The sequence below is a fragment of the Dermabacter vaginalis genome, assembly GCF_001678905.1.
GTDB lineage: Bacteria > Actinomycetota > Actinomycetes > Actinomycetales > Dermabacteraceae > Dermabacter > Dermabacter vaginalis.
This window is the reverse complement of sequence record NZ_CP012117.1, coordinates 1,298,117-1,318,127: the sequence shown is the minus strand read 5'-3', so window position 1 is coordinate 1,318,127 and position 20,011 is coordinate 1,298,117. Positions and strand designations below refer to the sequence as shown.

General features: G+C 62.2%; 18 protein-coding genes and 1 tRNA gene. 16 read left to right on the top strand and 3 right to left on the bottom strand.

All coding sequences use genetic code 11. The features are described 5' to 3' along the window. Positions 1–15: 15 nt before the first annotated feature. The 8 genes from DAD186_RS05715 (at position 16) to pyk (ending at position 8,097) form a co-directional block, all read left to right on the top strand. Complete coding sequence (locus tag DAD186_RS05715; protein WP_065247872.1) at positions 16–1,584, top strand: anthranilate synthase component I; 1,569 nt, start codon at positions 16–18, stop codon at positions 1,582–1,584. Further along, positions 1,584–2,207: a Trp biosynthesis-associated membrane protein gene (locus DAD186_RS05710; protein ID WP_065247871.1), complete on the top strand. Its 624-nt coding sequence runs from the start codon at positions 1,584–1,586 to the stop codon at positions 2,205–2,207. The genes DAD186_RS05715 and DAD186_RS05710 overlap by 1 nt, the downstream gene beginning before the upstream one ends. Before the next feature lie 102 nt (positions 2,208–2,309). Continuing rightward, entirely contained in the window at positions 2,310–2,537 is a 228-nt protein-coding gene (locus DAD186_RS05705; RefSeq protein ID WP_065247870.1) for an HGxxPAAW family protein, read from the top strand. A 63-nt stretch (positions 2,538–2,600) separates the two neighbouring features. After that, on the top strand, positions 2,601–3,434 hold the full coding sequence (trpC, locus tag DAD186_RS05700) for an indole-3-glycerol phosphate synthase TrpC (protein ID WP_065247869.1): 834 nt from the start codon (positions 2,601–2,603) through the stop codon (positions 3,432–3,434). 30 nt (positions 3,435–3,464) lie between these two features. Further along, complete coding sequence (trpB, locus tag DAD186_RS05695) at positions 3,465–4,736, top strand: tryptophan synthase subunit beta (protein ID WP_065247868.1); 1,272 nt, start codon at positions 3,465–3,467, stop codon at positions 4,734–4,736. A gap of 1 nt (position 4,737) precedes the next feature. Beyond that, entirely contained in the window at positions 4,738–5,544 is an 807-nt protein-coding gene (trpA, locus tag DAD186_RS05690; protein ID WP_065247867.1) for a tryptophan synthase subunit alpha, read from the top strand. Further along, positions 5,541–6,461, top strand: a complete 921-nt coding sequence (lgt, locus tag DAD186_RS05685; RefSeq protein WP_065248751.1) for a prolipoprotein diacylglyceryl transferase — start codon at positions 5,541–5,543, stop codon at positions 6,459–6,461. The genes trpA and lgt overlap by 4 nt, the downstream gene beginning before the upstream one ends. 157 nt (positions 6,462–6,618) lie before the next feature. After that, a complete protein-coding gene (gene pyk, locus DAD186_RS05680; RefSeq protein ID WP_065248750.1) occupies positions 6,619–8,097 on the top strand; it encodes a pyruvate kinase in 1,479 nt (492 codons plus the stop codon). A 59-nt stretch (positions 8,098–8,156) separates the two neighbouring features. Here pyk and DAD186_RS05675 read toward each other — a convergent pair. Continuing rightward, a tRNA-Leu gene (locus DAD186_RS05675) sits at positions 8,157–8,238 on the bottom strand. A 206-nt stretch (positions 8,239–8,444) separates the two neighbouring features. Here DAD186_RS05675 and DAD186_RS05670 point away from each other — a divergent pair. Next, positions 8,445–9,083 (top strand): ANTAR domain-containing response regulator, encoded by a 639-nt coding sequence (locus tag DAD186_RS05670; protein WP_065247866.1) that lies wholly within the window; start codon positions 8,445–8,447, stop codon positions 9,081–9,083. On the opposite strand, the gene DAD186_RS05665 is transcribed toward DAD186_RS05670, so the two are convergent. After that, positions 9,080–9,544 (bottom strand): PaaI family thioesterase, encoded by a 465-nt coding sequence (locus DAD186_RS05665; protein ID WP_065247865.1) that lies wholly within the window; start codon positions 9,542–9,544, stop codon positions 9,080–9,082. The genes DAD186_RS05670 and DAD186_RS05665 overlap by 4 nt on opposite strands. Positions 9,545–9,569: 25 nt before the next feature. On the opposite strand from DAD186_RS05665, the gene polA reads away from it, so the two are divergent. From polA to aroB, 7 genes are all read left to right on the top strand, one after another. Then, positions 9,570–12,254, top strand: coding sequence for a DNA polymerase I (gene polA, locus DAD186_RS05660; RefSeq protein ID WP_065247864.1), 2,685 nt, complete (start codon positions 9,570–9,572; stop codon positions 12,252–12,254). Between the two features lie 329 nt (positions 12,255–12,583). Next, on the top strand, positions 12,584–13,228 hold the full coding sequence (locus DAD186_RS05655; RefSeq protein WP_157457093.1) for a DUF6318 family protein: 645 nt from the start codon (positions 12,584–12,586) through the stop codon (positions 13,226–13,228). Continuing rightward, complete coding sequence (locus DAD186_RS10850; protein ID WP_157457092.1) at positions 13,215–14,240, top strand: hypothetical protein; 1,026 nt, start codon at positions 13,215–13,217, stop codon at positions 14,238–14,240. The genes DAD186_RS05655 and DAD186_RS10850 overlap by 14 nt, the downstream gene beginning before the upstream one ends. Positions 14,241–14,637: 397 nt before the next feature. Then, a complete protein-coding gene (gene rpsA, locus DAD186_RS05645; RefSeq protein ID WP_061211984.1) occupies positions 14,638–16,101 on the top strand; it encodes a 30S ribosomal protein S1 in 1,464 nt (487 codons plus the stop codon). Positions 16,102–16,229: 128 nt separating this feature from the next. Continuing rightward, a complete protein-coding gene (gene aroC, locus DAD186_RS05640; RefSeq protein ID WP_065247861.1) occupies positions 16,230–17,462 on the top strand; it encodes a chorismate synthase in 1,233 nt (410 codons plus the stop codon). After that, positions 17,459–18,070: a shikimate kinase gene (locus DAD186_RS05635; protein WP_082991229.1), complete on the top strand. Its 612-nt coding sequence runs from the start codon at positions 17,459–17,461 to the stop codon at positions 18,068–18,070. The genes aroC and DAD186_RS05635 overlap by 4 nt, the downstream gene beginning before the upstream one ends. Next, positions 18,057–19,154, top strand: coding sequence for a 3-dehydroquinate synthase (gene aroB, locus DAD186_RS05630; RefSeq protein ID WP_065247860.1), 1,098 nt, complete (start codon positions 18,057–18,059; stop codon positions 19,152–19,154). The genes DAD186_RS05635 and aroB overlap by 14 nt, the downstream gene beginning before the upstream one ends. Before the next feature lie 42 nt (positions 19,155–19,196). Here the strand turns inward: aroB and DAD186_RS05625 are convergent, their stop codons facing one another. Further along, positions 19,197–20,003: a trimeric intracellular cation channel family protein gene (locus DAD186_RS05625; protein WP_065247859.1), complete on the bottom strand. Its 807-nt coding sequence runs from the start codon at positions 20,001–20,003 to the stop codon at positions 19,197–19,199. Positions 20,004–20,011 lie beyond the last annotated feature (8 nt).

Below are 20,011 nucleotides of genomic sequence, written 5' to 3'. Positions count from 1 at the left end.
AGGAAAGGAGAGCGCATGTCCAGGCGCGTTATTTACCCCGAAAAGGTGCGCGGCCTCGAGGGGGCAAAGCTCGGCGAAGTATGGCCGGATCGCGAGACCTTTCTCGAGCTCGCTCGCTCGCAGCGCATCGTTCCCGTCGTGATTCGGCTCCTCGCCGATCAAGACACGCCGATTTCCCTCTACCGGAAGCTCACGGCTCCCTCGGGCCCAGCGGGCAGTTTCTTGCTCGAATCTGCCGGCCAGGGCGAGGACTCGCGTTGGTCGATCATCGGAGTCAAGGCTCGTGCTTCCCTCACCGAAAAGGACGGCGAAGCACGTTGGTACGGGGACGTCCCCGCGAGTGTTCCCACCTCGGGCAATCCCCTTGAGGCGCTCAGGGCCACGGCAACGGCGTTTAAATCCGCGCGCTTCGACCACCTACCGCCGTTCACCGGCGGACTCGTGGGTTTTGTGAGCTACGACGTGGTGCGCAGGATCGAAAAGCTCCCGCATCAGCCCATTGACGAGATTGGCACGCCAGAACTATGCATGCTCCTCGCTGAGGACGTTGCCGTCTTTGACCACACCGATAGCACGGTCCTTCTCGTCGTGAACGCTCTCAACCTCAACGGCCACCAAAGCGGTGCGGAGGAGGCCTACGACGCGGCACTCGTACGGATCGAGGCGATGCGAGAAGCGCTTCGGGCGAGGATCGAGACGACCCCCGTCGTCTACTCGAGCGTGGAGTCGCCGTTGAGTACGGCGCGGACAAGCCAAACAGAATTCGAAAAATCGGTCGAAACTGCGATCGAGAACATTATCGATGGCGAAATTTTTCAAGTCGTCCCCTCGCAGCGTCACACGCAGGTCACGAACGCCGACCCCCTCGAGGTGTATCGCGTTCTTCGCAGGCTCAATCCCTCGCCGTATATGTTCCTCGTGCGAGCGCATGACGGCGATGGGAAGCCGATCGACATTGTGGGGGCGAGCCCGGAGACTCTCGTCACGGTGCGAGACCGTCAGGCGAGCACGCACCCGATCGCGGGCTCACGCCCGCGCGGAGTGGATGCCGAGGATGATGAGCGCCTCAAGAATGAGCTGCTGGCCGATCCCAAAGATCGCTCTGAACACCTCATGCTCGTGGATCTCGGCCGAAACGACCTGCACAAGGTGTGCCAAGCGGGAAGCGTGATTGTGCGCGACTTCATGAGCGTCGTGAAGTACTCGCACGTCATGCACATGATTTCGTCGGTGACGGGCACGCTCAAGGACGGCATGACCGCCTTCGATGCGCTCACCGCGGCCTTCCCCGCGGGCACACTCACGGGGGCGCCGAAACCGCGGGCGATGCAGATTATTGACGAACTCGAACCCGTCTCACGAGGGATCTACGGCGGCACCGTAGGCTACCTCGACTTCGCGGGTGATCTTGACATGGCCATCGCCATTCGCACGACAGTGATGAAGGACGGCCGCGCACATGTTCAAGCTGGCGGCGGCGTTGTCGCGGATTCATCCCCCACGATGGAGCACCGGGAGTCGCTTTCCAAAGCGGCGGCCGCCGAACGGGCCGTGGCGAGTGCCGAAACTCTCAGGAGTCAGTGATGGCAAGGCAAACGTCGGCATCAACCGGTTTCCGCACCCCGCTCCTGCTCGTGCTTGTTGTGGCCGGGGGAGTGGCCGCTATGCTCACGCAACCGACGTGGGTCAAGGGAGAAGCCGTGGGGCTCGCGGGCAACATTGCCGAACTCAGTATCGCGGGCGCGAAGGCGTCACCGCTCTCGCTTGCGTGCGCGCTCGTGGCTCTTGCAGCCGCGGGCGCCCTCAGCCTCTCTCGGCGCGGCTTGGCTCTCGCGTGCGCATTCGTGTCTTTGCTTGCGGGGATCGGCATTGCAGTGAGCGGCGTACTGGTGTTGCTTGACCCGGCTCGTGCTGCCTCAAGTGCCGCACTCGAGGCCACGGGAAATGTGAATGCGCCCGTCGACGTATCGGCGTCATGGCCCGTAGTGGCAACGATCGTGTGCGGGGTGCTCGTGACGATTGCGGGCGGACTACTCGTGGCGCGCACGCGCGTGGCGGGTGGTGGCGGGGCAACCCGGACCCGCTATACCCGACACGCACCGACTGATGAGGCAGGAAGTGCGAAGCTGAGTGAGCGCACGGACGCAGAGGCCTGGGACATGCTAAGCCTTGGTGAGGATCCGAGCGATGCGCGTTTTGAGAGGTGAGTGGTCGCGCAATCCCCCGCGGAAACGTGGCACAATGATTCTCGCGGAATGACGCGAAAATTCGCCAAGAAGCCTCAGAGTCAATTTTTACCGGAGTGAAGAATGCCGAAGACCTATCTCGTTCCCCCCGCCCCGCCGCAGAATGAAGGCAAAACCGTTGCCGCATGGACCTTCTCGGCTCTCGTGCTGCTCGGCGCGATCCTCTTCGCGCTTGGCATGGTCACCGGCCAGAGCGTTCTTCTTCTCGTCGGAATTGGGGCCGTGGTGCTCGCCATCGTGGTCGGGTTCATTCTCCGCACCGCGGGATTTGGTCAAAAGGTCAAGCGCTAACCTGAATTTTTACCGCCCTGCGCGAAGGAGAGTCTTTTCGTGCAGGGCATTTTGCTACCAACGATGGGTTCGAGCACTCGAGGAGGGTGCCACGTGAGCATTCTGGACGAGATCATCACGGGGGTGCGTGAGGATCTTGAGCGGCGTAAGTCCGACGTCTGCCCAGCCGATATTGAGCACCGTGCGCGCGAGGCGGCTCCCGCGATCGACGTGGTCGAACGTCTACGCTCGCATGCGACACTTGGGCTTTTCGCCGAAGTGAAGCGCTCGTCCCCGTCAAAAGGTGCGCTCGCCGACATTCCTCACCCCGCACTGCTCGCCGATGCTTATGAAAGCGGTGGGGCGACGGCGATTAGTGTTCTCACGGAGGAGCGCCGGTTTGCCGGATCCCTCGCCGACCTTGACGCAGTGCGCTCATGCGTGGAGATTCCCGTGCTGCGCAAGGACTTCATGGTCGAGGATTACCAGATCTTCGAGGCACGTGCCCACGGGGCCGACATCGTGTTGCTGATTGTCGCGGCCCTGAGCGACCTCCAGCTTCAGCATCTTTACGCCCTTGCACGCTCCCTCGACATGCGTGTGCTCGTCGAAGCACATACGGCGGAGGAAGTCGACCGGGCGCTCGCAAGCAAGGCCGAACTTATCGGGGTGAACGCTCGCAACCTTAAGACTCTTGAGGTTGATCTGGACTACGCGTGCTCTCTGCTGGGCGAGATCCCCGAGGAGCGCCTCGCCGTGGGAGAATCGGCGGTCGCAACGCTCGCAGACGTGGAAGCCTATGCCCGCGCGGGCGCAGACGCGGTCCTCGTGGGAGAAGCGCTCGTGCGCCACGCAGAGCCCACCAAAGCCGCGCGCGACTTTCGTAGTGTCAAGCGACAAGGACGCGCACGGATTTGACGCGTGTGGAGGAGAATAGGAGAAGTGACATTGACCGACACTTTTACCCCTGAGGACGGACCGTTTTTCGGTGAGTTCGGCGGGAGGTTTCTCCCCGAGGCTCTCATTCCCGCGCTCGATGAACTCACGAAGGCGTGGCACGCGGCCGACGATGATCCGGCCTTCACTCGTGAGCTCGAACGACTTCATCGCGAGTACACGGGGCGACCGTCGCTCCTCACTGAGGTCCCGCGCTTTTCCGCCCTCGCGGGCGGTGCGCGGATTTTCCTCAAGCGTGAAGATCTCAACCACACGGGCAGTCACAAAATCAACAATGTGCTCGCGCAGGCCCTTCTCGCCAAGCGCATGGGCAAGACCCGCGTAATCGCCGAAACAGGTGCTGGCCAGCACGGCGTCGCTACCGCCACGGCCGCAGCGCTCCTTGGCCTCGCATGCCGCATTTACATGGGCGAAGTCGACACGGAACGCCAGGCCCTCAATGTTGCCCGCATGAGACTTCTCGGCGCGGAAGTGATCCCCGTGACCCACGGTTCACGAACCCTCAAGGACGCGATCAACGAAGCCTTCCGCGATTGGGTCACGAATGTTCACACAACGCACTACCTTCTTGGAACGGTCACGGGGCCGCATCCGTACCCCACGATGGTGCGGCAGTTCCACTCGATGATTGGGCGCGAGGCACGCGAGCAGATCATCGCCCAGGCGGGTCGCCTTCCCGACGTGATCGTCGCGTGCGTGGGCGGGGGCTCGAACGCGATGGGGCTCTTCCACGCGTTCCTCGAAGATTCTTCGGTGCGGATCGTTGGCTGTGAGGCCGGAGGGTCGGGCATCGAGTCGGGCAAGCATTCCGCGACGATCGGGGCAGGCAGCCCCGGTGTCCTACACGGGGCACGCTCATACGTGATGCAAGATGAAGATGGTCAAACCATCGAATCCCACTCCGTGAGTGCAGGCCTCGACTACCCGAGCGTTGGCCCAGAGCATGCTTACCTCGCCGACACGGGCCGCGCGGAATACCGCGCAATTACCGATACCGACGCCATGGAAGCCTTCGCCTTGCTCTCCATGACGGAAGGCATCATGCCCGCGCTTGAATCCGCGCACGCCCTTGCCGGAGCTCTCGCCCTCGGCCGTGAACTCGGCAAAGACGCGGTGATCGTCGCGAACCTTTCGGGGCGCGGCGATAAGGACGTCACGACGGCATCGACCTGGTTCGGACTCATCGGGGACGAGAAGCAGGCAGATCTTGAAGAGATCAAAGATCGGATCCGCGCGGTGCTTGCGAGCGAGGAAGAGAACTGACATGAGGCATCTTTCAGCAGAGGTTATTGACCGTGCCAAGGGGGAGGGGCGCGCTGCGCTCGTCGCGTATATTCCCGTGGGCTTCCCAAGCTTTGCGGGGAGTGTGGAGGCAGTACGCGCCCTCGTAGGCGCGGGCGTCAATGCAATCGAGTTCGGGATCCCCTACACGGATCCCGTGATGGATGGCCCGGTGATCCAAGAGGCCGCGGATCTCGCGCTTTCCCAAGGCACGCGCCCCGCCGATGTGATGCGGGCACTCGACGCCCTGAGCGATCTCGATGCGGCGCTCCTCGTCATGAGCTACTACAATCCGATCCTCAAATACGGGCCCGACGCCTTTGCACGCGACCTCGCTGCCGCAGGTGGCGCCGGTGTGATCACCCCGGATCTCACGCCCGACTCGGGGGGCGAGTGGATCGAAGCGTCGCGCACGCACGATGTCGAACGGATCTTCCTCGCCGCGCCGAGCTCTCCCGAAGAACGGTTGCGGCTCGTGACTGAATCAAGCACTGGTTTTGTGTACGCCGCGTCCACCATGGGAGTCACGGGGCCTCGCACACACGTGGGCGATGCCGCGAAAACCCTCGTCGAACGCACGCGCGCCGTGGGCGCCGAGCGGGTGTGCGTGGGGCTCGGTGTTTCGAATGGCGCGCAGGCCGCGGAAGTGGCAACCTATGCCGATGGGGTCATCGTGGGGAGCGCCTTTGTGAGAAGACTCCTCGAAGCACAGACACCGTCGGAAGGGCTCCGTGCCCTTGAAACGCTCGCAACAGAATTGCGCAACGGAATTGAGGAGGCATGCGCATGATTTCCGCGACCATCCCTAGCCCGCCTGTCAGCTCGTTCAGCATCGGCCCTATCACCATTCACTTCTACGCGCTCTTTATCCTCACCGGTATCGCCATCGCGTACTCGTGGTCGCTCAAGCGCTGGAGCGAGCGTGGCGGTGACCGCGACGACTTCTTTGACATCGCTTTCGTGACGATCATCGCGGGAATTATTGGTGCGCGAATGTATCACGTGGGTGTGAATATCCCGGACTATTTTGGGCCCGGGAAAGATCCGCTCAGCGCGCTGCGCATGTGGGAGGGTGGCCTTGGAATCTGGGGCGCGGTCGCGGTCGGCGGCCTCGCGGCGTTCTTTATGACCTGGCGCAAAGGCGTGCAGTTCCTCGCGCTGGCCGACTCGATCGCCCCGACTCTCTTCGTTGCGCAGGCGATCGGTCGTCTTGGAAACTGGGCGAACCAGGAGCTTCACGGCGAACCGAGCACTTTGCCGTGGGCCCTCGACATTACGTGCGAAACCAACGGCAGAACGATCCTCGGGTGCGTTCCCGGCACCTATCAACCGACCTTCCTCTACGAAGCGCTCTGGAATCTCGCGGCGTGCGCGATCGTTCTGTTCCTCGCGAAACGGTTCAAAGTTGCGGGCGGCCGCATCTTCGCGATGTACATCATCGCCTATTCTGCCGGTCGCACACTCATGGAAACCATGCGAACAGAACCTTCGACGATGGTGTTTGGGCTCCGCATCCACATGGTGATCTACATCGTGACGGGGCTCATCGCGATCGGCGTGTTCCTGTGGCTCACCAGGCGAGCGAAGACCAAGGGAGAAGCACGCGGGGCGTACGAGACTATTAACGGCGAACCGCTCGCGCAGCGCGAAGCCGGCCACACCGGTCATGAGGAAGCAAAAGCCCCGGAGCAGGGAGAAAATCTTTAAAACCCCACGAGATAAGGGGCAAACTGGGAGTGGCGCCGATTACTTAATTGTAAGGTGATAGGTGGATCTCGGCGATGCGACCCGCGCCCCTCGTGCGCTCGCTCCCGAGCACACGGTGCGCGTGGGTCCCGCCTCTCATAGCTACAGATGGGTAGACATGCGTAAAGCAAAAATTGTGTGCACATTGGGACCTGCAACGAACTCGTACGAGCAGATCCGCACGCTTATCGAGTCGGGCATGAACGTTGCCCGTATGAACCTCAGCCACGGCACCTACGCGGACCACGAAGCTGTGTACGCCAACATTCGTAAGGCTTCCGAGGACCTCGGTAAAAACGTTGCCGTTCTCGTGGACCTTCAAGGCCCTAAGATCCGCCTTGGCAAGTTCGAGGATGGCCCCCACGACCTCGCTGTCGGCGATATTTTCACGATCACGACCGACGACATTCTCGGCACGAAAGACCGTGTGAGCACGACCTTCAAGGGACTGCCTGGTGACTGCCGCCCCGGCGATACTCTCCTCATCGACGACGGCAAGGTCGGCGTCCGCGTTGTCGAGGTGACTGACACCGACGTCAAGACCGTCGTCGAAGTGCCCGGTCCCGTCTCGAACAATAAGGGCATCAACCTCCCTGGCGTTGCCGTTTCCGTTCCCGCGATGAGCGAGAAGGACATCGCTGACCTTCGCTGGGGCCTCCACCTCGGCGCGGATCTCATCGCCCTGAGCTTCGTGCGCGATGCGCACGACATCGAAGACGTGCACCGCGTGATGGACGAGGAAGGCATTCGCCTCCCCGTGGTTGCCAAGATCGAGAAGCCGCAGGCCGTGCGTGCTTTGCGCGGTATCGTCGGCGCTTTCGACGGCATCATGGTGGCCCGCGGCGACCTCGGTGTGGAGCTTCCTCTCGAGCAGGTCCCGCTCGTGCAGAAGCGCACGATCGAGCTCGCCCGCCGCAACGCTAAGCCCGTCATCGTTGCGACCCAGGTGCTCGAGTCGATGATTACGAACCCGCGCCCGACTCGCGCCGAAGCCTCTGACTGTGCGAACGCCATCCTCGACGGTGCAGACGCCGTCATGCTTTCGGGCGAGACCTCCGTCGGCGCGTTCCCGTTCGAGGCTGTGCGCACCATGGCGCGCATCGTCACGAACACCGAGGAAAACGGTGCGGACCGCATCTCTGAGCTCGGCACCATCCCGCACACTCGCGGTGGTGCGATCACGCGTGCGGCGGCCGAGATCGGCGATCAGCTCTCGGCGCAGTATCTCGTGACCTTCACCGAGTCGGGTGACACCGCTCGCCGTCTTTCGCGACTGCGTCCCACCATTCCTCTTCTTGCGCTGACCCCGTACGAGAAGGTCCAGCATCAGCTCGCCCTTAGCTGGGGCATCGAGGCGCACCTCGTTGACATGCAGACCGACACCGATCAGATGGTGAAGGTAGTCGACGAGCTGCTGCGTGAGAAGAAGGGTCTGCAGCCCGGCGATCTCGTGATCATCGCTGCAGGCTCGCCCCCGGGTGTTCACGGCTCGACCAACACGCTGCGCGTCCACCGCATCGGTGACCTTGACGGCACCGAGGCTGCGCGCGTGGAAGCCGACCGCATTGCAAAGGGCAAGGCTATTCCGGAGGCCTGAGCCTCACGTAGCTGCGCATAGAAAGGGTGGGGAGCATGCTGCTCCCCACCCTTGTTCTGTACCGGGTACGGGACTCGAACCCGTACGTCCGAAGACAACGCATTTTGAGTGCGCCGCGTCTACCAATTCCGCCAACCCGGCCATGTGCTCGTCTTGAGGCACGCCCTATAGAATAACCAACGAGTTCGCGCTTGCCTAACTGGCACGAGCCGTTCCTTGCCCGGTGTACGTGAGTAATATCGTTCAGGGGAGCGACAAATGCCGCTTTGGTAGCCGATGTGCTGCACTATGGATGTGGGGTGCGTTTGCCGCACAACCACAAAGACACAGGCGAAAGATTGGATGCCATGAACGAGAACGAAGCTGTGGAAAAGATCGCCGAGAACGAACAGGATTCCGGTCTCGTGGCGCGCACGGCTGTTGTGGCTGAGGACGAGAGCCTCATTCGCATGGATATTGTCGAGACCCTCACTGAAGCGGGCTACGAGGTCGTCGCCGCTGTGGGCGATGGCGCGAGCGCTGTGGAGAAAGTGCGCGAGCTTCGCCCCGACATCGTCGTGATGGACGTAAAAATGCCGCAGATGGACGGCGTGTCCGCGGCTGAGGCTATCGGCAAGGAGCACCTTGCTCCCGTCGTGATGCTGACGGCGTTCTCGCAAAAGGAACTCGTGGAGCGTGCGCGAGATGCCGGCGCCATGGCGTTCGTGGTCAAGCCCTTCACCCCTAACGATCTGCTTCCCGCGATTGAGATCGCGCTTTCGCGCTATCAGCAGATTACGTCGCTTAATGAGGAGATTCGTGACCTTGAGGAGCGCTTCGAGACTCGTAAGCGCGTGGACCGCGCGAAGGGGCTTCTGCAGACCAACATGAATCTGAGCGAGCCGGATGCGTTCCGCTGGATCCAGAAGACGTCGATGGATCGCCGTCTGACGATGCGCGAGGTTGCCGACGCGGTGATCGACCAGCTCGGCCCGCATAAGGACTAGCGCGCAGAAATCTCTTCTCGCGGCGGGAAGAGACGCGCGGCTCCGAGGACGGTACTCACGAGAGTGCCGTCCGCGTGTCGTATCTCGGCGAGATAGCTCGCGTGGGTGCGGCCCAGGTGCTGTGCGTGAGCGGTCACGTGAACGAAGCCCTCGCGTGCGGGCGCGTGGTGGGTTGCGCTGAAGGAGGTTCCGACGGCTGCTGCGCCTTCACCGTGGAGACTTTCCGCATGGAGCTGTGCGGCGAGTGATATAGCGGTTTCGGCGAGCGCGATCGTGGCGCCACCGTGAAGCAGACCGTGCGGCTGCCGATTTGGAGCAACCGGCATACTGAGGTGTGCTTCCCTCGCGGTCAGTGAGAGCACGTCCATTCCCATGCGCTCGCACAGTGTTCCCTTGAGCTCCTCGCGTAGGCGTGTGAGAGTATCCTGGGTCGCGGTTGTTGCGCGTGCGTTCGTGTCCATTCGCCTAGCGTGACACACTTGACGCATGAGCGAGATCGAAAACGCCCCTGAGAGGCGCATCGTTGTGATCGATGGCCATGCGATGGCCTTCCGCGCGTTCTTTGCCCTGCCACCCGAGTCCTTCGTGAACAGCGCGGGGCAGGCGACGAACTCGGTGTACGGTTTCTGCCGCATGATCTTCAACATCGTGAAGAACGAGAAGCCCACGCACATGGCGGTCGCCTTCGATCTGCCGGGCGGCACCTTCCGTGATCGTATTTACAGCGAGTACAAGGGCGGCCGTGAGGCCACTCCCGAGGCGTTCAAGGGGCAGGTCGCCCTTATTCAGCAGGTACTTGAGGCCATGGGCATCGCGCATTTTAGCGTCGAGGACTACGAGGCCGATGACATCGTCGCCACCATCGCCACGTATGCGAAGGATGCCGGGGTACAGCCTCTGCTTGTCACGAGTGATCGCGATGCGATCCAGCTCGTTGATGAGAGGATCACGCTTTTGCAACCGGTGAAGGGCGTCACGGAGCTTCGCCGCATGACCCCCGAGGCTGTCGAAGAGAAGTACCTCGTTCCGCCGAAGCTCTACCCGGATCTCGCTGCGCTTGTGGGGGAGAGCGCCGATAATCTTCCGGGTGTGCCCGGCGTGGGACCTAAAACTGCCGCGAAATGGCTTGGGCTCTACGGCTCACTCGACGGCATCCTTGAGCACCGCGATGAGATCAAAGGCAAAGCGGGGCAGTCGCTTCGCGATCACGTCGAGGATGTGGTGCGCAATCGCCGCATGAACGAGGCCGTGCGTGACCTGGATCTGCCGAAGGATTTCGACGCTTATCTTCTTGGACGCGGCGACCGGGTCGCCATCAACGCGCGCTTTGATGAACTCGCCTTTGGGCCGGGCATCCGTCGGGATATTCCCGCGGGGCTTTTGCCCGCCGATGCCGCGGAGGATGCCGGTACCCAGCCGATCGTTGCGAACCCCACCCTTCCCGTGATTCAACCGGAAACCGGGCAGCTTGGCGCGCTTCTTGCGGAGTATGCCGCTTTGGGAGGCGCCCTTGAGGCCGACGGTACCTGGGCCCACGGCGCCGCTGAATTCCGCGGCCTTGTCATTGCGACGGGAAGTGCGAGCCTGGATATTGCTGAGTCGTCGATGAACGACGACGACCGGCGTGAGCTTGCGAGGTGGCTGCGTAATTCGGTGATTCCGAAGTGGACGCTCGACTCAAAGGAGCTCGCGCATATTCTTGGCGGTGCGGGCTTCGCCATTCGCGGGCTCGACGTTGATCTCTCTCTCGCGGAGTTCCTGTGCAGGCCTGGGCAGCGCCCCGCGGACGTGGCCGGTCTCGCGATGCGCCACCTCCACGAGGAATTCCCGAAACTCGACAAGAAGCCCTCCGCGCAGGCGCTACACGAGGATCTTTTGGGACGTGCGAGGGCGGAGTACCGTCTGACCCCCCTCCTCGTGAAGGACATGGATGCGCATGAGACCCGCGCGATTCACGATGACCTCGAACTGCCGCTTGCGCGTGTGCTGACGCAGATGGAGGAATCGGGCATCGCCGTGGACGCGAGCGAGCTTGACCGGCTCGATGCGGTGCATGCCGAACGGCAGTCTGAGGTTGCCGCTCGCGCTTTCGCGGAAATCGGTGGCGAGGAAATTAACCTCGGTTCACCGAAGCAGCTTCAAACCGTGCTGTTTGATCGGCTCGGGATGCCGCCGACCCGCAAAACCAAGACGGGTCATTCGACTGACGCCGAATCCCTCACCGACCTTTACGCGAAGACTGGGCACCCTTTCCTTCAGGCGCTTCTCGAGCACCGCGACGTCACGAAATTGCGTCAGATTATCGAAACGCTGCGCAAATCCGTGACCGAGGAAGGGCTTATCCACACGACTCTTTCGCAGAACGTCGCGGCGACGGGACGCCTTGCCTCGTCTCACCCGAACTTGCAGAACATTCCGGCGCGCACCGAGGCCGGCCGTCAGATCCGCGGAGCCTTCCACGCGAGCGAAGGCTTCGAGTCGCTGCTCACGGCCGACTATTCCCAGATCGAGATGCGCATCATGGCGCACCTGTCCGGCGACGAGGGGCTCATCCAAGCTTTCCGTGACGGCGAAGACCTCCACAGCTTCGTCGCCTCGCAAGTGTTCGGCACCCCGGTCGATCAGGTGACGAGCGAAGAGCGTTCGAAGACGAAGGCGATCAGCTATGGTCTCGCCTATGGACTTTCCGCTTTCGGTCTTTCCCGCCAGCTGCACATCTCCCAGGCCGAAGCAAAGGCACTGCGCGAACAGTATTTTGAGCGCTTTGGCGGGGTGCAACACTATCTCAACGAAAGTGTGGAGAAGGCGCGTTCACTCGGCTATACGGAAACTCTTCTCGGACGCCGCCGCTACCTTCCCGAACTCACGAGCGATAGCCGGCAGCGGCGAGAAAATGCCGAGCGTGTCGCCCTTAACTCGCCGATTCAGGGGAGTGCTGCCGACATCATCAAGCTCGCGATGCTGCGCGTTGACCATGCGCTGAAGAAGACGGGCGCCGCCTCGCGTCTCGTGCTCCAGGTTCACGACGAGCTCATCGTCGATGTCGCCCCCGGCGAAATCGATCTCGTGCGAGACATCGTGCGCGAAGGCATGGAAGGTGCCTATGAGCTTTCCGTGCCCATGGACGTTTCGGTGGGCGTGGGCCACTCCTGGCTGGAGGCCGCGCACTAGCTTCCCCCATCTCCCTTTCCGAATTGCATAGGGGTTGTGGGGGTTTGGCGCGGTGCATGTGGCCCGCCCAGGCCCCCGTTTCCATGCTGAGCCGCCGTCCGATCGCCATTGACGCGCCTGGCTTGGGCGAGGCATCGCTAGGTCGAGCGTATGCCGGCTCGCCAGATTCTTCTCGCCTCTGAAGAGTTTCCACAATGTCCAAACACCTGTTGCGCAGGTCGTAGCGTTCTGGTTGGCTATGTGACATGGGCCTCGCTCGGGGGAGTGGGGTGGCGGTGACCTGGATGGGGGAGTGTATGCGGAGTAGGCGGGCACGAGTTTTTGGTGCGTTGGGTGTCGCGGTTGTGGTGGCGGCTGGGTTCGTGGGCTGTGGTGGTGAGTCTGCGGGTGGTCCGACGCCTGCCGCGCAGTCATCCAGTTCTCCTCTGAGCAGTGATGATGGCGGTGCAGATTCGGTTGGTGGCAGTGATGGCGGTGGTGAACCTTCCGCCCGCACGCCGAATCTTCCTGCGGAGAATGCGGCTCTCAAGGCTCCTGATTTTAAGGACTATACGGGGATTACTTACGAGACCGATCAGGGCGCCCAGGAGACGGTTCGGTTCTTCTTCGATGCGATGTATTACGGGTATGCCACCGGTGATATCTCACCTTTCCAACGCGTCGCAAAGTCTTCCGAATGTCCGGCTTGTGCAAAAAAGTCAGAGCAAATTGTCGAATGGAGTGCGAAGGGGAAGTTCCTTACGCCTTCAGAAGTGACCGCGGTGAGCCTCGAAACCGTTGAGCGTACGAATGGTCGGGCCAACGTCCAATATGAGTTCGTTGTGAGTTCACTCGACGTCGTCTCCGGGGAAAACGTTGAACGTAGTTACCCAGAGACCAGGTATAGAGCGATTTTTCGGGTGAAGTTCGCTAACGGGCAATGGTCGGTAGTCGATTGCGCTTGGGAAAAGGTCGATAAAAATGCCCAAAGCTAAACTCCTAGGCGCCTTCATTGCAGTTTTCGCCCTGTTGGTGGTGCCATTTAATGCCAGCTTAGCGGACGAAGAAACTGATGAATTTTCCGGCGAGGCCGGTTCCGGGGTAGTTGACATACGTGCCTGGCGGGATCCGAAGCCTGGCCGTGGTCGTGGTGATTCTGTTGAGCGGCCTGTGGATATGTCGCCGGGGAAGCGTGATGCGGTGACGGATGGCCCGCGGCGGGTGTGGGTGTCGGCGAGTGATCGGGATTTGGGTTGTCGTAGTGGTGGGCCTGATGTGTTTCGGTTGCTTGCTGTGACGTCGTTTTGTCGCGTTGCGCGGGCAGCGTGTCCGGTTGCTTTTCCGGGGGCGTCAGTGGTGGTGGGGCGTGAGGTGGAGGTGTCGACGGGGGCGCCGATTTTGGGGACGGAGCGTGTGTCGGGGTGTTCGTCGCCGTCTTCGAGCTCGGGTGGTGGTGGTCCTGTGATGCCGGTGGTGTCGCAGGAGGATTTTCGGTCGCTTGGTGTGGAGCCGCTTGTGGCGCATTTGGGGCCGCCGGGAGAGTGGATCCCGATTGGGTTGGACATGGTGGTGTGGGCGGAGTCTCGGGTGCAGACTTTTGAAGTGGAGATGCTCGGTCAAGCTGTGAGTGTGCGGGCGACGCCGGTGAAATATATCTGGGATTTTGGTGATGGGACGGTGCTCACGACCTCGTTTCCCGGTAGGCCGTTTCCGAATAAGGATGTGTCGATGGGGTATGCATTCGAAGGATGGTATGAGGTGTCGTTGGTGACGGTTTTTAGTGGGGAGTTTTCGGTTGGTGGGGGTGCGTGGCAGCCGATTGATGGCACTGTCCAGTTGAGGTCTGAACCGAAGTGGATGTATTCGGATCTTCGCCAGGCGCGCCTTGTGGGGGACGAGGTCCCCGAGGAGTATCTCGATATTCCAGAACGGGGTAAGGAAACGCTCGGGCCGTTGAACCCGGACGCGGAGAAGAAAACGCTCACGAAACCGCGCAAGAAAAACTAAATTTTAGCCTCCCGTGGGGTAAGGCGAGCGGCGAGAAAATGAGGCGGCACCGTTTCGGAAATCCTCTCGTCGTTTTTCTCCACCCTCATGAGGTGGCCTATGTCGCGCAAGTGCGCTGGGATCACAACTCCTGGGCTCTATAGAGTCAAAGCCCCACAGACTTAGGGACCAATATCCCCCAAACCCTGTGGTTTCAAACCCCCACAACCCCTCTGCAATTCAGAAGTGCGGGGGCGTGAGTGTTGAATTAGTCACCTCGCGGCGCAGAGGGCGCTTATGAGTGGGGATTTCGTTGACCCCCGCGTATGCAGACCGCTAGGCTAGACCGGGTGTGTGCGCTATGCCCACACGTGTTTCTGTACCAACTACTACCTGTCCCGACGGAGCCATTTACTACATGACCACGAACAACGCACCTCAGATCGCCATCAACGATATCGGTAGCGAAGAGGAACTCCTCGCCGCGATCGATTCGACCATCAAGTACTTCAACGATGGCGACATCGTCGAGGGCACCGTCGTCAAGGTTGACCGGGACGAGGTTCTTCTTGACATCGGCTACAAGACCGAAGGTGTCATTCCTTCCCGCGAACTCTCGATCAAGCACGATGTCGACCCCGATGAGGTTGTCGAGGTTGGCGACGAGGTCGAGGCACTCGTTCTCCAGAAGGAGGACAAGGAAGGTCGCCTGATCCTCTCGAAGAAGCGCGCGCAGTACGAGCGTGCGTGGGGCTCGATCGAGGACATCAAGGAAAACGAGGGTGTCGTCACCGGTACCGTCATCGAGGTTGTCAAGGGCGGCCTCATCGTTGACATCGGCCTTCGTGGCTTCCTCCCCGCTTCGCTCGTTGAGATGCGCCGCGTGCGCGACCTCCAGCCGTACATCGGCCAGGAGCTCGAAGCGAAGATCATCGAGCTCGACAAGAACCGCAACAACGTCGTGCTTTCGCGCCGCGCCTACCTCGAAGAGACCCAGGCATCGGTTCGCACCGACTTCCTCCAGACCCTGCAGAAGGGGCAGGTCCGCGAGGGCCACGTGTCCTCGATCGTCAACTTCGGTGCGTTCGTGGACCTCGGTGGCGTCGACGGTCTCGTCCACGTCTCCGAGCTTTCCTGGAAGCACATCGACCACCCGAGCGAGGTTGTCGAGGTTGGCCAGCCCGTCAAGGTTGAGGTTCTCTCGGTCGAGATGGATCGCGAGCGCGTGTCGCTCTCGCTCAAGGCCACCCAGGAAGACCCGTGGCAGCTCTTCGCCCGCACCCACGCCATCGGCCAGGTTGTGCCGGGCAAGGTCACGAAGCTCGTTCCCTTCGGCGCGTTCGTTCGTGTCGAGGACGGCATCGAGGGCCTCGTGCACATCTCCGAGCTCGCCCAGCGCCACGTTGACCTGCCCGAGCAGGTTGTGAGCGTTGACCAGGAGGTCTTCGTCAAGGTCATCGACATCGACCTCGAACGCCGCCGCATTTCGCTCTCGCTCAAGCAGGCCAACGAAGGCGTCGATCCCGAAGGTGACGACTCGACCTTCGATCCTGCTCTCTACGGCATGGCCGCGGAGTACGACGAAAACGGCGAATACAAGTACCCCGAGGGCTTCGATCCCGAGACCAACGAGTGGCTCGAGGGCTACGAGGCACAGCGCGAGGCCTGGGAGGCCGACTACGCCCGTGCTTACGAGCGCTGGACCCAGCACAAGGCCCAGGTTGCCGAGGCTGCGAAGGCCGACGCCGAAGCTCAGGCAGCCGCTCCGGCGGCTAGCGAGGCCGCACCGACCTCGTTCCAGTCGTCCTCGAGTGACGAGGGCACCCTCGCTTCCGACGAGGCCCTCGCGGCGCTTCGCGAGAAGCTCACGGGCAACAACTGAACAAAGTGATCGCTTAGCGATCTCACGAAAGCGCTCCTCGTTTTGCGGGGGGCGCTTTCGCCTTTAACCTGAATGGCGTCGGCAACGGGCGCTCGCATCACGCCCACCTCATACCAGAAAGGCCACCAGTGCTGAATTGGATGACCGCGGGGGAGTCACACGGCCCCTCGCTCGTGGCAACAATTGACGGTTTCCCGGCTGGAGTTGAGGTCACGCACGAAACACTGCGCTCCGCCCTTGCGCGGCGGCGCCTCGGCTATGGGCGCGGAGCACGGCAGAAGTTCGAACAGGATGAGATCCGCATCCTCTCGGGCGTGCGTCACGGCGTGACCCTCGGTTCTCCCATCGCGGTAGAAATTAAGAACACCGAGTGGCCGAAATGGGAGAAGGTCATGAGCGCTGATCCCGTGTCACGCGAGGATCTCCTGATCGACGCCGGCACGGGCGATGAGCGCGAAATTGCACGCAACAAACCTCTGACGCGTCCCCGCCCCGGTCACGCGGATCTTGCCGGCATGGCGAAGTACGGCCACGAGGATGCGCGAAACGTGCTTGAGCGTGCGAGCGCGCGAGAGACCGCCGCACGCGTTGTTATCGGTGCCTTGTGCGAGGCGCTTCTCGCGCAAGCCGCTGGCATCAGGCTTGTATCCCATACGCTGCAGGTGGGTGGCGCCCGGGTTCCAGATGGCGCTGCGCTTCCGACCCCCGCTGACGCCCCCGCGCTTGACGACGATCCTTTGCGCTGCTTCCACGCTGCATCGTCAAAAGCCATGGTCGCTGAGGTGGATGCCGCGAAGAGGGACGCCGACACACTCGGTGGCATCGTTGAGGTGCTCGCGTACGACGTTCCCGTGGGCCTCGGCTCACACACGCAGTGGAATCGCAAGCTCGACGGTCGCCTCGCCCAGGCTGTCATGAGCATCCAGGCGATGAAGGGCGTAGAAATCGGGGAGGGCTTCGCTAATGCGGGGCGACGTGGAAGCCTCGCCCACGACGAAATCCTTTCCGGTGGGCATGGTCCGGCAGGCACACGCCGCGCCTCAAACCGGGCGGGCGGCACCGAGGGCGGAATTTCGAACGGCGAGATTATCTCTGTGCGCGGTGCCCTCAAGCCCATCTCTACGGTGCCAAGGGCCCTGCGAACGATCGATACGGTAACGGGCGCTGAAGCGACCGCAAACCACCAGCGCTCCGACGTGTGTGCGGTGGCCCCTGCCGCGGTGATTGCGGAAGCAATGGTGGCGATCACGCTCGCTGAGGCACTTCTCGAAAAGGTTGGCGGCGATAGTGTCGGCGAGATTGCGCCTCGCGTCGAGGCGATTCGCACATGCGCCGAAACTTCCGGCGCGGGTGCGGCATGAGTGCTCCGCACACGGGTGCGCGGCTGACGCGGCTTCGTTCGCCCGAGCTGAACGATCAGGGCCCTAGGCTTGTGCTCGTAGGCCCCATGGGCGCGGGGAAAAGCACGGTGGGGCGGCTCGTCGCAGAAACCCTTGACGTCGCTTTTCGGGATTCTGATGCCGAGATCGAGAGTGAAGCAGGCCGTGCGATTCCCGAAATCTTTGCGACCGATGGAGAGAGACATTTCCGTGCCCTGGAAGAGCGCGTGATCGCGCGTCTTCTCACCTCCCATAGCGGCGTACTCGCCCTTGGTGGCGGGGCAGTGACGTCATCCGCGACCCGCGAGCGCCTGCGCGATGTCACCGTTGTGTACCTTGCGCTTGATTCCGCTCATGCCCCCGAGCGCATCGGTAGCGGTGGTGGCCGGCCCGTTCTCGCGGGGGGTGACCCTCACGCGCGCTGGGTGTCGGTGAGCCGCGCCCGTGAACCGTTCTTCACCGAGGTTGCCACCTGGGTTCTTGATACGAATGGCGCGGCTCCCAAGGACCTCGCGTCGGTGCTTGTGCGTGAACTTTGCAAGCGTTCAACACTCCTCGAGAGCGAAGGGACAGCACATGACGAGTCATGACGGTACGGCCGCCACGGTCATCAAAGTGGGGGAGGGAACGCACTCCTACAGCGTGACGGTCGGCCGCGGCCTCGACAGCACGATCCTCACCGCGATCCCTGAAAGCGTCCTTCGCGTGCTCATCGTTCACCAAGAACCGGTGGCGGGCAGGGCACGTGCTCTCGCCAAGGCACTAGAGTCCGACGGTCGCAAGGCTTTCACCGTGGAAATTCCGGACGCGGAGCAGGCCAAGGGAGTCGAAACTCTCTCGGAGCTTTGGCGTATTCTCGGGACGCAGGACTTCACACGAAGCGATCTCCTCATCGGGGTGGGCGGCGGCGCCGCGACTGATCTAGCGGGGTTCGCGGCGGCGACGTGGCTTCGGGGAATCGACGTCATTCACGTGCCAACAACGGTGGCGGGAATGGTCGATGCCGCGGTGGGAGGCAAGACGGGTATCAACACCGCGGAGGGGAAAAATCTCGTGGGGGCGTTCCACACGCCGCTCGCGGTGATCGCGGATCTTGAGGCACTCGACGGCTTGCCCGGGCACGATGTGTCAGCGGGCCTCGCGGAAGTCGCGAAGGCGGGTTTCATTGCCGATGAACGTATTCTCGAGATCATCGAGGCCGATCCGCGTCGTGTTCTCGACACGCGCGCGTCAGAGTTTGCCGAAATCATGACCCGGGCGATCCGTCTCAAGGCCGATGTCGTGAGCGAGGATCTTACCGAGAAGGGCCGCCGCGAGATCCTCAACTATGGGCACACCCTGGCTCACGCGATCGAACGCCACGAACAGTACACGTGGCGTCACGGTGACGCGGTCGCCGTCGGAATGGTGTTTGCGGCCGAGCTCGCCCACCGAGCCGGTTATTTGAGCTCAGACGTCCTCGCTCGCCATCGTTCGGTTCTCACGTCGCTCGACCTTCCCACGCGCTACCGAAAGGGGCAGTTTGCCGAGCTCCGGGAGGCGATGGCGCGCGATAAAAAGGCGCGTGGGGCCACGCTGCGTTTCGTGATCCTCGAGGACACGGAGAAGCCCGTCCGCCTCGAAGGGCCAAGTGAGGACTTGCTCGAGGAGTGCTACGACGCGATTAGCGCGTGAAAGCGCCCGGAAGATGTGGTGGGCGCGCATCTGCGCTCGTGCTTAAGGCTCGGCCTCGGGAGGATTTTCGAGGATGTCGCGAGCAAGGTCATCGTTTTCGAGGTTCACCACGGGAATCGCGCCCGTCTCGATCGCTACGCGGCGCCGTTCAGCCTTCCGCACGCGCCGAGCAAAAGCACGAAGCTGGCTCGGGCTCATGGTCACAGTCAGGTCGGGAGTTTTCGTGGGGAGGCTCCACTGCTTCCACTGCGCGAAGATCGCGAGAAGTGTGCCGCACCCGGCGGCGATGAGCACTGTCCAGGCGGGAAGATCAAAGTAGTAGACGAGCCACGTGAGTACCGACGTGAGAAGAGCGGCAGTGGCATAGAGGGGACCGCCGCCGAACACGACCGGGATGCGCCCCACGGCCATGTCGCGGATGACGCCACCGCCAATACCAGTCGTGACGCCCAGCATCACCGCGGGCAGCGGGGAGAGGCCAACGAGCATCGATTTTGCGGTGCCGATCGCTGCCCAGAGGCCGAGCGCAATGCAGTCGAGCACGGTTGTCGTGTGACGCCACATGGGGCCTTCGGATGACGCAACGTAGGCGATTGCCGAGCCCGCGAGACTGACCGTAAGGTACAGGGGATTAGCGAAGGCCGCGGGAATGCCGTAGTTGAGAATGAGGTCGCGGATGATGCCGCCTCCGAGGCCCGAGATCACTCCGAGAACGGCGTACCCCACAGCATCGAACTGGAGGCGGCGCGCAAGAGAGCCGCCGACGATACCCATCACAAACACGCCGATGAGGTCGATGGCAATGAGCAGCTGATTCGTGAGGAGAAAGTGATCGGGCGTGGTGTTCACTCCTCTAA